The organism is Luteibacter sp. SG786 (assembly GCF_011759605.1).
Taxonomy (GTDB): Bacteria; Pseudomonadota; Gammaproteobacteria; order Xanthomonadales; family Rhodanobacteraceae; genus Luteibacter.
Genome location: NZ_JAAOYX010000003.1, coordinates 12,899 through 27,561 on the forward strand (window position 1 = coordinate 12,899; position 14,663 = coordinate 27,561).

Consider the following 14,663-nt stretch of genomic DNA (forward strand, 5'->3'; position numbering starts at 1 on the left):
GAGATTTGCAATGAGTTCTCGCAGCATCCGGCAGGCATCCGTCCTGCGTCGTTCCTCGCTGGCGCTTGCGCTCGCGATGGGCATGGGCCTCACGGGTTCCGTGTTCGCCCAGGCCACCACCGGTAGCCTCTTCGGCTCGGCTCAGCCCGGTGAAACCGTTCAGATTACCAGCCAGACTGGTGTGACCCGTTCCACCACCGTCGGTGAGAATGGCCGCTACACCTTCGGCAACCTGCCGCTCGGTAGCTACAAAGTCAGCCTCATGAAGGACGGCGCCACCGTCGACTCGCGCGACAACGTCGAACTGCGCGTCAACGCCGGTACCGAAGTGTCGTTCACCGCGCCGGCTGCAGCTGCTAACGCGTCGAACCTGGAAGGCGTGACCGTCGTCGGCACGGCACTGCCGCCGATCGACGTTTCGTCCGTCGATTCCCGCACCGTCATCACTCAGACCCAGCTGAAGCAGTTGCCGCTGGGTCGTAGCGCCGAAGCCATCGCGCTGCTGGCTCCGGGCGTGACCGCCGGCGCCACCGGCACGGGTATCGCGAGCCCGACGGGCCAGGGCCTCATTTCGTTCGCCGGCTCGTCGGTCAATGAAAACGCCTACTACGTCAACGGCATGAACACGACCGATCCGATCAACGGTTACGGCGGTATCGTGCTGCCGTACGGCGCGATCGATCAGCAGGAAATCCTGACCGGCGGCTACGGCGCCCAGTACGGCCGTTCGGCCGGTGGCGTGATCAACGTCGTGGGCCGTCGCGGTACGAATGACTTCCACTTCGGCGGTCAGCTGCTCTTCACCCCGAAGTGGGCGAAGGCCGACCCGCGCAACATCAATTACCCGAAGGGCTCGGCCGACCAGGGCGACCTCTACCAGTACCGTCGTGACAACAAGGATTGGGAAGCGGTTGCTTCGGCCTACGCCGGCGGCCCGCTGATCAAGGACAAGCTGTTCGCGTTCGTCGCTGTCGAAGGCGCGCGTCGCGAAGGTACGAACGTCGGTTCGGTGCCCACCACCCAGGTGACCAACTACCGTTACGACGATCCGAAGCTGTATGGCAAGATCGACTGGAACATCAACGACAACAACATCCTCGAACTGACGGGTGCGTCGTACAAGGATGAATACTCCGGTGGCATCTACGGCTACGACAACGATACGAAGACCCGCCAGGAGTATCGCAACGCTGCCACGATCGAGAACACCAAGCAGACGATGTGGCTGGCCAAGTACACCAGCTACATCACCGACACCCTGACCTTGACCGCCCAGTACGGCAAGCAGAAGACGGCGTTCTACACCCAGCCGGCTCTGACCGATCCGGACCTCATCTACATCACCACGCCGGGTAACCAGAACCCCGCGCTGAACGGTGGCGTGGCCGGCGGTATCGGCAACGCGCAGAACCTGCGCGACATCGACAATCCGAAGCACGAGAGCAAGGGCACGAACTACCGCCTCGACCTGTCCTGGGTCGTGGGTAACCACACCCTGTCGGCCGGTATCGACAACCAGAACACGCAGGACAACGACGACGGTAGCTACATCTACGGTAACGCCGGCTACTCCTGGGCTTACGGCCGCGTCTCCGACTCCGGCACGATCGCGGGCGGCCTCGTGGATCCCCTCCCGGGCCAGACGTATTACGTTTCGCAGTACCGCATCACCACGTCGGGCAGCGTTCGCGTGAAGCAGCGCGCGCAGTACGTGGAAGACAAGTGGCAGGTCACCGACAACATCCTGCTGTCGCTCGGCCTGCGTAACGACCAGTTCACCAACTACAACGCCGGCGGTCAGGCTTACATCACCCAGACCAAGCCGCAGTGGGCTCCGCGCCTTGGCGGTACCTGGGACGTGTACGGCGACAGCACCTTCAAGGTGTACGCCAACGCCGGTCGTTATTACCTCGCTCTCCCGGCGTCGCCGGCACTGCGCGCGGCTTCGGGTTCGTACTACACGAACCGCTACTTCGCGTACTCCGGTATCGACCCGGCCACGGGTTACCCGACTGGTCTCACGCCGCTCAACACCGTGCGCGGTCTGGGTGCGGAAGTGTCGACGAACAACGAGTACGGCCAGCAGCCGGATCCGAAGACCGTCACGGCCAAGGGTGTGAAGGCCGAGTACCAGGATGAGTTCATTGCCGGCTTCGACAAGACCCTCGGCACGAACTGGACCTACGGTGCCAAGCTGACCTACCGCAAGCTGGGTAACGCGATCGACGACTACTGCGACTCGGGTCGCGTGCAGGACGCCTTCACGGCTGCCGGTTACGACACCTCGACGCAGAACTGGGACGCCATCGGCTGCTACCTGTTCAACCCGGGTCGCGCGAACACCTTCCAGGTGCAGAATGCTGCAGGCGGCTACGACTCGATCTCGCTGTCCAACAAGGACCTCGGATTCCCGCACCTGAAGCGTCACTACTACGCGGCCGAGCTGCACCTCGACCGTCAGAAGGGCGACGGCAACTGGTGGGGTACCGTCAGCTACACCTACTCGCGCCTCTACGGTAACAGCGAAGGTCAGGTGGATACCGATGCCGGTACCCGCAGCAACCCGTCTGTCACTCAGGCCTGGGACAATGCTCCGCTGATGGTGTATTCGAACGGCGACCTCGCCAACGATCACACCCACGCGCTGAAGGCTTACGGCGCTTACCAGATCACTCCGGAATGGATGGTCGCGGGTAACATCGCCATCGTGTCGGGTGCGCCGCGCAACTGCTACGGCGGTTTCGGTCCGGACGAGGTCGATGCGGGTTACGGTGTCGAGTCGTACCACTGGTGCGCCGGTCAGCCGTCGCCTCCGGGCAAGGGCAGCCGCCTGCCGATGACGCATACCGTCTCGGTCAGCTCGGAGTACCGCCCGGCCTTCGCCGACCACAAGCTGGCCTTCAGCGTCGAAGTGTTCAATCTCTTCAACGAGCAGCAGAAGACCCAGTCGTATCCGTACTATGGCGTGTCGAACGCTCCGAACGAGCAGTACCGCCGTGCGCTGACGTACCAGACCCCGCGTTCGGTCCGCTTCGGCGTCACCTACGACTACTGATCCACGGTAGTCGGCTGCCGGCAGGCACCGGGCCCCTTCGGGCCCGGCGCCCGCCCAGAAAGAAGCGCCACCTTCGGGTGGCGTTTTTTTTGCGAATTCCTTGGAAATCCGTAAGATGGCACGTTTCCGGCAAGTCTGACTGCCAGCTAGCCGAGGACGACGAAATGCGCTTTCGTGTCTAGTTCGTCACTTGACTTTTCGAAACGCCTATTTGCCGGTATGCTCACAAGTTCCCCCCGGAGGCCCGGTGCGCCATGCGCACGCGTATCTTCCGTGACCCACGACCATTCCGTTCCGTAACGAGGTTCGACCATGCGCAGGATTCTCTTGTCGCTCGCATCCGTGGCCGCCATGGCGGCCCTCGCCGGTTGCAGCGGCGGCTCCGACACCAATGGCCAGCAGGCTGCGGGCCCGGCGGGCTCCGATAATGCCAACGCCGCGCCGGCCAATGCCGTCACCGGCACCGTCAGCCTGCGCGACGCCGGCGCCCAGTTGAGCCCGGACGCGAAGCTCGAACTCAAGCTGGTCGACGTGTCGGCCGAAGGTTCGCAGCCGCTCGCCAGCAAGACGATCGCGCCGGTCACCATGCCGCAGTCGTTCCAGCTCGACTTCAACGCGTCGGACGTGAATCCGAACGACATGTACATCGTCGACGTATCGCTGCAGGACGGCGAGCGCCACTATTCCTCGCCGCTGAAGACACCGGTGCTGACCAAGGGCGCGAAGAACGCCGTCACCATCCAGCTTGTCGGCGAAGCCACGCCGGGCGAGAAGGAACTGGCCGGTTACAACAGCCTCAAGAAGAACATCGGCGGCATGAAGGTCACCCAGGGCACCGCGCTGAAGGAAGGCGAGTCGCGCGGCTGGCAGATCTTCAAGAAGGGCAACGACGTCCAGTTCGTCATCGAACTGGTCGATTACGGCGACAAGGGTTTCACCTCCACGAACTACGCCTACAAGAACGGCAAGCCGTGGGTCATCGTGCAGGAGAAGAAGTCGAGCAAGGACGCCAAGCCGAACTCGATCGAGCGCGCGGGCTGGAACGACGCCGGCGAGCTGGTACTGAAGCAGAACGAAGCCGGCGGCAAGGTCGACGTGCTGTCCGACGATGACGCGAACAGCCTGAAGAAGCAGGCCGAGGCGATGTATGCGAAGGGTGGCGGCAAGAAGTAAAGCCGTCCATTCCTGAGCCAAAAAAACGCCGGCACATGCCGGCGTTTTTTTTGATGGAGCGTCGTCGTTTGTCCCGGACTGGGGCGCTGGATTCCTGCCTTCACAGGAATGACGGGTGGGGCTTATCGCCACCAGTCGTCGTCCCTGCGAAAGCAGGGACCCAGCGCCTTGCGACTGATCGAGCGTATCGCTCGACCGGATCAGAACGCCAGCTTCACACCCAGGTTCAGACCGTTGTAACGCTGCGTGTCGTCGCCGAACCGGCCGCTGTAGCTGACCCAGCCGCTCCAGCTGCGGTTGAAGTCGGCGGTGACGCCGAGGTCGGCGGTGACCCAGGTCTTGTCGGGCGAGAAGCCCTGGACGGTGAACTGGCCAGCCATGTTGGTGAGGCCCGCGGTGACATAACGGTCGTCCGCGCGGCCGTCGTGGTTATAAGCCACTTCGGCGAAGGGGCGAAGCAACGTGTCGCCCGACTGCCATGCGCCCTGCAGGCGCCAGCCGGCGGTCTCGATGCGCGAATTGCGAATCTGCTTGTCGAAGCGCATGGCCGTGCTGGTGTCGCTGCGTTCGGTGTAACCGAACACGCGAAGCTGCTCCCACTCCACCGACACGAACGGGCCCGTCTTCAGCGTTTCGCCACCGAACCACCAGCCGCCACTGAGGCCGCCACCGACATGCGAGCCGTCCGTCTTGCCGGTTTCGGTGCGGCGGGCCGTGCCAAGGTCGATGCGGCGGTCGATGTCGGTGAAGCTCAGCTGGCCGAAGCTGGCGAAGCCGCCGAAGTAACCGCCGCCGTTGTGATAGAACGCGTAGCCCGAGCCGGCGATGTCCTGCATCTTGTAGCCGCCACCGCCCTGGAAGTCGGCCTTCGACTGGGCGATACCCAGCGCGACGCCGACCGACACGTGGTCGTTCACGCGCGCATCGGCACCGAGGGTCAGGTTGACGTTGTCGCTGTCGGTCTTGGGCGAGGTGTCGGTGTTCTTGAACTTCTGCTGGCCGTAATCGACTGCCGCGAAGAAGCGCGAGTCGGCACCGAAGTTATCGGCCATCATCTGGTTGCGCAGCGTGCGCACGTGGGCGGCATTGGACGCCAGGCCCGCTTCGCCGAGCAGCGAGATCTGCTGGGGCGCCGTGATCACCGAGATGGCGTACTGACCCAGCAGCGCGTGCGCCGCGGTGGTCGGGTGGATGCCGTCGGCGAACAGGTAGGTGCCGGCGGCATTCGGGTCGCGCAACGTCGCGGGCGAGCAGGTGATCGAGCTGGCCGTGGTGCAGGCCGGCACGGTGACGTTGGTGAAGCCGTAGGTGCTCGGGCTGGCGATCACTTCGTTGAGCAGGGCATACGTGTCGATGGGCACGATGCCCCGGTTGGCCGAGGCCAAGCCGCCGCTGAGCACGCCGTTGTAGACCTGCGTCAGCTGCGTGATGCCGGCCGAGGCGGCGGCGCCCTGCGACATGGCGGCCGGCGTCTTGCCCACGTCGGGGAGGTTGAAGACCACGATGGTCTTCGCGCCGGCAGCTTGCAGTGCCTTGATCTGACCGACTTCGTTGGTCGCGGCGGTAGCCACCGTGACCTGCGCCGTGGCGGGGTTCTGCGCGGCCGCGAGCAGGTCGTTGGCGCCGACCCACATCGTGTACAGGGCGTTCGGGTTGGCCTTGCCGCCATTCGCGGCGAGGTACTGCTGAATCTGTGTGGACGTGGCGGGCACCGGGTTCGCGATCGCTGCGCGCGCGCCGCCGAAGGCGTAGTCGGTGCCGCCCTGGAGCGACGGGGCCAGCGTGAGGTTGAAGTGCCTGGCGATGTTCTCGACGGCAACCGTGCCCGGGTTCGTGGTGAAGCGGGTGATTACCGGAGAACCGGAAAGCAGGGCGACGTTGCCGTTGTCGCTGAGGCTGTCGCCGAAGGAAACGACCTGCTGGTATCCGTCGGCGTGCGCCCCGGCACTGAAGAGAAGGGCGGCACCGATGGCACCGGCAAGATGACGAATTCGCATGTGGACACTCCGTGTGGGGCGTTAGAGAAACGTTACGGTAATCGAAGCCATACGGCGGCGCATGCTGCGCTGCGGTAGCAGGCCATGAGGAAGAAGGATGTCGGCGAATCCCCTCCCTTACGGAGGGGATTCGCCAGCGCTGTCACGCCAGCTGGCTTGAGTTATTTCTTCATCGCACGCGACAGCGCGTCGGCGAAGGCGCTGTTGGCCGGAACCGGCGTGGACTTCGGGGCTTGCTGCCCACGGCCGCCCTGGGCGCCGCCGCGGCGGTTGCCACCCGCGGAGGCGTCGTCGCGCTGGCCTCCGGGACGGCCGCCGCGCGCCTCGCCCGGCACGTCATCCAGGCGCATGCTGAGGGCGATGCGCTTGCGTGGCAGGTCGACCTCCATGACCTTCACCTTGACGATGTCGCCGGCTTTCACCGCGTCGCGGGGGTCCTTCACGAAGGTGTGCGACAGGGCCGAGACGTGGACGAGGCCGTCCTGATGCACGCCGATGTCCACGAAGGCGCCAAAGGCCGCCACGTTGGTCACGCGCCCTTCCAGCACCATGCCCACCTTGAGGTCCTTCAGGTCTTCGACGCCTTCCGCGAAGCTGGGTGCGACGAATTCGGGTCGCGGATCGCGGCCGGGCTTTTCCAGTTCCTTGAGGATGTCCCGCACGGTGGGCAGGCCGAAGGTGTCGTCGGTGAATGCCTCCGCCTTGAGGCCGCGCAGAAATGCGGTGTCGCCGATGACCTGTTTCACTTCGCGCCCGCACTGCTTGAGGATGCGCTCCACGACAGGGTAGGCCTCGGGATGCACGCTGCTCGCGTCCAGGGGATTGCTGCCGCCGGTGATGCGCAGGAAGCCCGCGCACTGTTCGAAGGCCTTGTCGCCCAGCCGGGGAACCTTGAGCAGATCCTTGCGGCTGGGAAAGGGGCCGTTCGCGTCGCGGTGCTTCACCACGTTCTCCGCCACGCTGGACGACAGTCCAGCCACGCGCGCGAGCAACGGGGCGGATGCCGTGTTCACGTCGACACCCACGGCGTTTACGCAGTCTTCGACGCGGGCATCCAGCGCGCGTGCCAGCTTTACCTGGTTCACGTCATGCTGGTACTGGCCCACGCCGATGGCCTTCGGTTCGATCTTCACCAGCTCGGCCAGGGGGTCTTGCAGACGCCGCGCGATCGACACGGCGCCACGGATCGACACGTCGAGATCGGGGAATTCCCTGGCGGCGAGTTCCGAGGCCGAATAGACGGAGGCGCCCGCTTCGCTCACCACGACCTTGGACAGTCCCAGGTCCGGATGCTTGCGAATGACTTCGCCCACCAGCTTGTCCGTTTCCCGCGAGGCCGTGCCGTTGCCGATGGCGACGAGGTTCACCCCGTGCTGTTTCGACAACTGCGCGATACGAGCGATGGACTGGTCCCACTGGTTGCGCGGTTCGTGCGGGTAGATGGTGTCGTAGGCGAGCAGCTTGCCCGTAGCATCCACGATGGCGATCTTGCAGCCGGTGCGAATGCCGGGGTCGAGGCCCATGACGGTTTTCGCCCCCGCCGGAGCGGCGAGCAGCAGGTCCTTGAGGTTCTCGCCGAACACACGGATGGCTTCGTCCTCGGCCCCTTCGCGCACGCGACCGAAGAGGTCCAGAGTAAGGTGCAGGTGCAGCTTCACCCGCCACGTGAGGCGAACGGTCTCGCGCAGCCACGCGTCGGCAGGGCGGCCACGGTCGACGATCCCGGCACGCGCGGCCACGCGGCCTTCGCCCTCGGCATGGCCCTGCTCGGCGTCGGCGCCGGGGTTCAGGTCGATCTCGAGGATGCCTTCGTTGCGGGCGCGCATCAGCGCCAGCAGGCGATGCGACGGAATCTTCGCCACCGGCTCCATGTGGTCGAAGTAGTCGCGGAACTTCGCGCCCTCGTTTTCCTTTCCGGCGACGACGGTGGCGCGAATCTGTCCCTTTTCCCAAAGCCAGTCGCGCAGTTCGCCCACCAGTGCGGCGTCTTCGGAGATCGTTTCCATGAGGATGGCGCGGGCGCCGTCGAGCGCGGCCTTCGTGTCGGCGACGCCTTTCTCGGCGTCCACGTAGCCGGCGGCAACGGTTTCCGGGTTTTGGGTCGGATCGTCGCGCAGGGTCAGCGCGAGGGGTTCCAGGCCGGCTTCGCGCGCGATCTGCGCTTTTGTGCGGCGCTTGGGCTTATAGGGCAGGTAAAGGTCTTCGAGCCGAGCCTTCGTGTCCGCGGCGAGGATGTCGGCGCGGAGGGCGTCGGTCATCTTGCCCTGTTCGGCGATGCTGTCCAGGATCGCGGCGCGGCGGTCTTCGAGTTCGCGCAGGTAGCGCAGGCGCTCTTCGAGCAGGCGCAGCTGGGTGTCGTCGAGGCCCCCGGTGACTTCCTTGCGGTAGCGCGCGATGAACGGCACGGTGGCGCCGCCGTCGAGGAGCTCCACCGCCGCGCGCACCTGTTCGGGCTTGGCGGCGATGTCCTGGGCAATACGTTGTTCGATGCTCTGCATGGGTTTCCTGTCGCTTGCTCTGCCGACCGGCCTTTGGGCCGGGCCGCCGATGATAGCAAGCGACGGAGGAGCCTCCCTGCGGACTCAGGCGTCGAAGCGGCCGCCGGGACGGGTGTCGGCTGCCGGTACGGCCGCCGTGCTGTCCGCGCGCCCCGTCAGCACGTAGGTGCTGGCCAGCAGGTCATGCACGCCCTGCTTGCGCTGGGTGAACGCGGCGGTGATGTAGAACACCATGGGGATGAGCACAGTAAACGCGTTGACGAGGCGCACGGCGTTGCGCCCCGCGGCACGCGCCACGGTGAGGCGGCGGCCTTCGACATCGGTCACGCGGATGCCCACCGCCATCTTGCCGGGCGTGGCTTGCCACTTCGAGCTTTCGAAGAACACGTAGTAGGCGAAGCCGATGACCAGCAGCACGTACGTGATCGGCTGCACAGCGGTGGCGTAAGCGGTGATCGCCGCCGTCTGGTCGTTTTCGATGCGGCTGAGGAGGGTGGTCATCGCCGCGCCCAGCCCCATGGCAAGGCTGATCGCCGTGAACGGCACCATGAGGATCAGGTAGTCGATGACCCAGGCGCCGAAGCGCAGCCAGAACCCGGCGTATTCCGGTTCCGCCGATTCGGTGACGCCCATGAAGGGCGGTGGGGGCGGCGGCGTGGGCGGCACGGCGCCCGGCGCCGGTCGTTCGTCCGGGAACAGCTCACCCAGCGGACGCCAGTCGGTCATGCCTTCGTACCAGCCCAGCTCCTCCGGGCGGCAGGTGCCGTCGCGCAGCCACTGCCGGACTTCGCTTTCTTCGTAAGGGCCGAAGCGCTCGCCGTTCCGTCCGATCCAGACCTGCATGGTGTTCCTTCCGCTCGCTCAATGCCCAAATGATGCCAGATGGGCCGCAAAGCCGTGTAGGACCGCGCCCCCGTGCGCTCCTACGCGGCGCGGCGCTTCAGGTGCACCAGCAGCAGCGAGATGGCGGCCGGGGTCACGCCGCTGATGCGCGAGGCCTGGCCGATGGTGGCGGGCTGCGACCGCTTCAGCTTGAGCAGCACTTCCGCCGACAGGCCACGCACGCGGTCGTAATCGAAGCCTTCGGGAATGGCGGTGGCCTCATGACGGCGCTGGCGGTCGATTTCCTCGCGCTGGCGCTCGAGGTAGCCGGCATATTTCGCCTGCACCTCGACCTGGGTGGCCACTTCGGCGTCGTCGACCGGCGGCCCCAGCTCAGGGACGGCGGTGAGCGTCGTGTAATCCATGCCCGGGCGGCGCAGCAGGTCGAGCGCGTGCGTCTCCCGACTCACGGCGATGCCGAGCGAGCGTTCGATGGTTGCGCCGAGCGCATTCGTGGGAGCTGCCCATAGGCCTTTGAGGCGAGCGCTCTCGCGTTCGGCAGCGTCCCGCTTGGTCTCGAGCCGGCGGAAGCGTGCCTCGGAGACCACGCCTCGGGCGTAGCCCTGCGGCGTCAATCGGAGGTCGGCGTTGTCCTCGCGCAGGTGCAGCCGGTATTCGGCGCGCGAGGTGAACATGCGGTAGGGCTCGATCGTGCCGTTCGTGGTGAGGTCGTCGATGAGCACGCCGATGTAGGCCTCGTCGCGCCCGGGATACCAGGGCGCGTCGCCGCGCACGGCCAGCGCCGCGTTCATGCCGGCGATAAGGCCTTGCGCGCCGGCTTCCTCGTATCCCGTGGTGCCGTTGATCTGTCCCGCGAAGTAAAGGCCGGGAATGGCCTTGGTTTCCAGCCAGGGCTGCAAGCCGCGCGGATCGAAGTAGTCGTACTCGATGGCGTAGCCGGGGCGAGTGATGTGCGCCTGTTCGAAACCGGGGATGGAGCGGACCAGCGCGTACTGCACGTCGAAAGGCAGGGACGTGGAAATGCCGTTGGGGTAGATCTCGAAGGTGTCCAGACCTTCGGGCTCCACGAAGATCTGGTGCGAGGTCTTGTCGGCGAAGCGAACGACCTTGTCCTCGATCGAGGGACAATAGCGCGGACCCACACCTTCGATCTGGCCGCTGTAGAGCGGCGACCGGTCGAGCGAGCCGCGAATGAGTTCGTGTGTCGCCTCGGTGGTATGGGTGATCCAGCAGCTCACCTGGCGCGGATGGTCCGCGGCGGACCCCATGAACGAGAAGTGCGGCATCGGGTCGTCGCCGGGTTGCTCGTCCAGCACCGAGAAGTCGATGCTGCGGCTGTCGATGCGCGGCGGCGTGCCGGTCTTCAGGCGGTCGGCGGCCACGGGCAACTCGCGGAGCCTGGCGGCGAGGGTGGACGCGGGCGGGTCGCCGGCGCGGCCACCCGCGTATTGCGCGGGGCCGATATGGATCTTGCCGGCGAGGAAGGTGCCCGCCGTGAGCACCACCGCCGGCGCATGGAAGTCCAGGCCCATCTGGGTGCGCACGCCCGCTACGCGGCCGCCGACGAGGATGAGGTCGTCCACGGCCTGCTGGAAGAGCACGAGGTTCGGCTGGGTTTCCACCATCGATCGGATGGCGGCCTTGTACAGCGCGCGGTCGGCCTGGCAACGGGTGGCACGGACGGCCGGCCCCTTGGAGGCATTGAGCGTGCGCCACTGGATGCCCGCACGATCCGCGGCCACGCCCATGGCGCCGCCGAGAGCGTCGATTTCCTTGACCAGATGCCCCTTGCCGATGCCGCCGATGGCCGGATTGCAGCTCATCTGGCCGATGGTTTCGATGTTGTGGCTGAGCAGGAGCGTGCGGGCGCCGGCCCGCGCCGAGGCCAGGGCGGCCTCCGTGCCGGCGTGACCGCCACCGACCACGATCACGTCGTAGGTTTCGTTGTGCAACATGGGCATGAATGGGCTTGGGATGCCGGATGGGCGATTTTACGCCCTTACGCAACCAACCGGTGGCATGGCTCGTGCTTGCTTATGCGTGCACTTCTTCCGGGCAGACGCTGCGCGATCACCCGCGCGCCGAGACCGAACACAGGGGTTTGGCCGAGTGCCGGAAGAAGGAAGCGGAATGCGGGCAAGGACGCCCCGTTCGGTTCGGAGAATGAGATCTGGCGCCCGGCGGTCTCAGGAACAGGGGGAATCCAGGATGACCGTGCTGCCGGGCGCCAGAAACCGAATGACTGGCACAAAGAGCCGCGGCCTCGACCGCGGCTTTCTTTGTTGATGCCAACACTACACTGTCCGAATGAACCATGTGTGACTTTTGCGTCAAGAACGTGCTGTATTTCGGCAATTGGTGACGCAGTGCGTCAGTTTTTTCCTCGAAAGGCACTAGCCAAGAGCGACCCTTGCCAGGATGTCGGTGAGGTCGCGCGAGAGATCCGTCCGCGCGGCTAGCGCAGCAACGGAGGCATGTGCCGCTTCCCGCCGCGCCGGTTCGAGCCGCTTCCAGCCGTTGAAGGCGGTGGCCACCCTTGCCGCGACCTGGGGGTTGAGCGCGTCGATGGCCACCAGCCGGTCGGCCAGCCAGCGATAGGACGCGCCGTCCGCGCGATGGAACCCGGTGGGGTTCGCCCGTGCGAAGCTGCCCAGCAGCGACTGCACGCGGTTCGGGTTCTTGAGCGTGAACGCCGGATCGTCTTCCAGCGCCTGCACTCGCGCCAGCGCGTCGGCGCCGGGCAGGAGCGCCTGCATGGCGAACCACTTGTCCAGCGCCAATGCGTTGCCGTCGTAGCGCTGGCGGAAATGCGCGATGGGCGCCTCGGCGGCGGAGGGTGCATAGGTGGCGAGCGTGGTGAGGGCCGCCAGGCGGTCGGTCATCGCCGGCGCCTCTTCGTATTGGGCAAGAGCCCGCTCTCTCGTGCCGTCCGGGTCGACCAGGGCGAGCAGGTCGAGCACGCGGCGTTTCAGCTGCCGGCGCGCCTGGCTCGCGGCATCGAGCGCCGCGCCGGACGCGGCGCGAAGCGACTCGTAGCGCTCGCGCAGCGCCGCCACGCCGATACGCCCGGCCAGATCGCGGAGCATGGCCTGGCGCGCGTCGCGGATGCGCTCCGGATCGCGTTCCGGCTGGCGCTCGACGAGCTCGATTTCGCCGGGCGGCGTAAGCAGTTCGGCAAGCAACGCATCGTCCAGCCGGCCCTCGGCGAAGATATCCGCCAGGGCCCCGGTCCACGCCGCCAGGGCGGAGCCGCCGGCGTTTCCTTCCCGGCAGTCGTCGTAGGCCAGTCCCGCGAGCTGCTGGCCGGCTTCCCAGCGATTGAAGCCGTCCGCATCGTGGCGGAGCAGGATCGCCAGTTCGTCCGGCTGATAGTCGCTTTCCAGGATGACGGGCGCCGAGAAACCGCGCAGCAGCGAGGGTACCGGCGCGGCGCCCACGTCTTCGAATACGAAGCTGCGGTCCGCCGTATCGAGGACCACCGTACGTTCCGTGCCGCCACTCGTGCTTTCACCTTCGAGGCGCAGGGGCAGGGCATGGCCGTCGCGGTCGAACAACGACAGCCGGACCGGAATGGGTAGCGGCTGCTTGGTGGGCTGACCGGCTGTGGCCGGCGTGCGCTGGCGCAAGGTAAGCCGATAGCGACGCTGCGCCGGGTCGAAGCGACCCTCCGCAGTGAGACGCGGCGTGCCGGCCTGCCCGTACCAGGCGAGATAGGACGACAGGTCGATGCCATTCGCTTCGCCGAGCGCTGCAAGAAAATCCTCGATCGTGGCGGCCTGTCCGTCGTGCCGGTCGAAGTACAGGTCCATGCCCTTGCGGAAGCCGCCCGGGCCGAGGTGGCCGGCAAGCATGCGGACCAGTTCGGAGCCCTTTTCGTAGACCGTGGCGGTGTAGAAGTTGTTGATCTCGCTGTACTGCGACGGCCGTACCGGATGCGACAGCGGGCCGGCGTCTTCCGGAAACTGCGCGCGGCGGAGCAGGGCGACGTCTTCGATGCGCTTCAGCGGCACCGAATTCATGTCCGCGGAAAAGCTCTGTTCGCGGAAGACGGTGAGCCCTTCCTTGAGACTGAGCTGGAACCAGTCCCTGCAGGTGACGCGGTTGCCGCTCCAGTTGTGGAAATATTCGTGCGCCACCACGGCTTCCACGTGCCGGTACTCGTCGTCGGTGCTCGAATCGGGATCGGCCAGCAGGTACTTCGCGTTGAAGATGTTGAGCCCCTTGTTCTCCATCGCGCCCATGTTGAAGTCGTGCGTGGCGACGACATGGAAGACGTCCAGATCGTAATTTCTTCCGTAAACGCGTTCGTCCCATTGCATCGAACGGATCAGCGAGTCCATCGCATAACCGCAGCGACCTATGGCATCGGGTTCGGCCCAGATATGCAGCGCCACGGCCCGGCCGTCCGCGGTGGTGTAGTCGTGGCTGATCCGTTCGAGCCGGCCGGCCACCACGGCGAAGAGGTAGCTGGGTTTCGGGTGCGGGTCGACGAAACGCGCCCAATGGCGGCCGCCGTCGAGTTCGCCCGCGCCGTCGGGATTCCCGCCCGCCAGCAACACGGGGAAGCGCTGCCTGTCGGCGCGGAGCGTCACCGTGTAACGCGAAAGGACGTCGGGGCGGTCGGGGAAAAAGGTGATGTGGCGGAAACCCTCGGCCTCGCACTGGGTGAGCAGGAAGCCGTTGTCGCGGCTGCCGGAAAGGTAGAGCCCCTCGAGCGCGGTGTTTTCCGCCGGGCGGATGGCGACGCGCGTGGCGATCGTGCAGCGATCGCCTTCCACCGCCACTTCGAGAACGCCGTTGGCGAGGATGTATTCGCCCTCACCGAGACGCCGCCCGTTGACCGAGAGTTCGAGCAGCTCAAGCCCTTCGCCGTCCAGCCGGACCGGCTCATCGGCCTGGCGCACCATCTCCAGTGTGGCGGCGACCTCGGTACGGTCGATGCCCAGGTCGAACGCGAGGTCGACGTGCTCCACCGACCACGCCGGGGGGCGGTACTCGGAGAGGCGGATGACGGAGGTGGGGGTGTCGGAGCGGTCGCTCATGGCTGCACACGTCGTTTGGTCCCAAGCAGGCTAACATGCGTCCGAATCCGTCAAA

7 protein-coding genes are annotated in these 14,663 nt (G+C 66.1%); 2 read left to right on the forward strand and 5 right to left on the reverse strand.

Going from position 1 to position 14,663, the window contains the following annotated elements; translation table 11 throughout:
* Nucleotides 1-10: 10 nt before the first annotated feature.
* Both FHS47_RS15995 and FHS47_RS16000 read left to right on the forward strand, forming a co-directional pair.
* Nucleotides 11-3,055, forward strand: coding sequence for a TonB-dependent receptor (locus tag FHS47_RS15995; RefSeq protein WP_167030331.1), 3,045 nt, complete (start codon nt 11-13; stop codon nt 3,053-3,055).
* 312 nt (nt 3,056-3,367) lie between these two features.
* Nucleotides 3,368-4,228: a DUF1481 domain-containing protein gene (locus tag FHS47_RS16000; RefSeq protein WP_167030335.1), complete on the forward strand. Its 861-nt coding sequence runs from the start codon at nt 3,368-3,370 to the stop codon at nt 4,226-4,228.
* Between the two features lie 200 nt (nt 4,229-4,428).
* Here the strand turns inward: FHS47_RS16000 and FHS47_RS16005 are convergent, their stop codons facing one another.
* The 5 genes from FHS47_RS16005 to pepN all read right to left on the reverse strand — a co-directional run bounded on the left by FHS47_RS16005 (nt 4,429) and on the right by pepN (nt 14,608).
* Nucleotides 4,429-6,225, reverse strand: coding sequence for an autotransporter domain-containing protein (locus tag FHS47_RS16005; protein ID WP_167030339.1), 1,797 nt, complete (start codon nt 6,223-6,225; stop codon nt 4,429-4,431).
* A 161-nt stretch (nt 6,226-6,386) separates the two neighbouring features.
* Nucleotides 6,387-8,723 (reverse strand): Tex family protein, encoded by a 2,337-nt coding sequence (locus FHS47_RS16010; protein ID WP_167030342.1) that lies wholly within the window; start codon nt 8,721-8,723, stop codon nt 6,387-6,389.
* 84 nt (nt 8,724-8,807) lie between these two features.
* Complete coding sequence (locus FHS47_RS16015; protein ID WP_167030345.1) at nt 8,808-9,566, reverse strand: RDD family protein; 759 nt, start codon at nt 9,564-9,566, stop codon at nt 8,808-8,810.
* An 80-nt stretch (nt 9,567-9,646) separates the two neighbouring features.
* Nucleotides 9,647-11,527: a tRNA uridine-5-carboxymethylaminomethyl(34) synthesis enzyme MnmG gene (mnmG, locus tag FHS47_RS16020; protein WP_282097587.1), complete on the reverse strand. Its 1,881-nt coding sequence runs from the start codon at nt 11,525-11,527 to the stop codon at nt 9,647-9,649.
* Between the two features lie 432 nt (nt 11,528-11,959).
* On the reverse strand, nt 11,960-14,608 hold the full coding sequence (gene pepN, locus FHS47_RS16025; RefSeq protein ID WP_167030347.1) for an aminopeptidase N: 2,649 nt from the start codon (nt 14,606-14,608) through the stop codon (nt 11,960-11,962).
* Nucleotides 14,609-14,663: the final 55 nt, after the last annotated feature.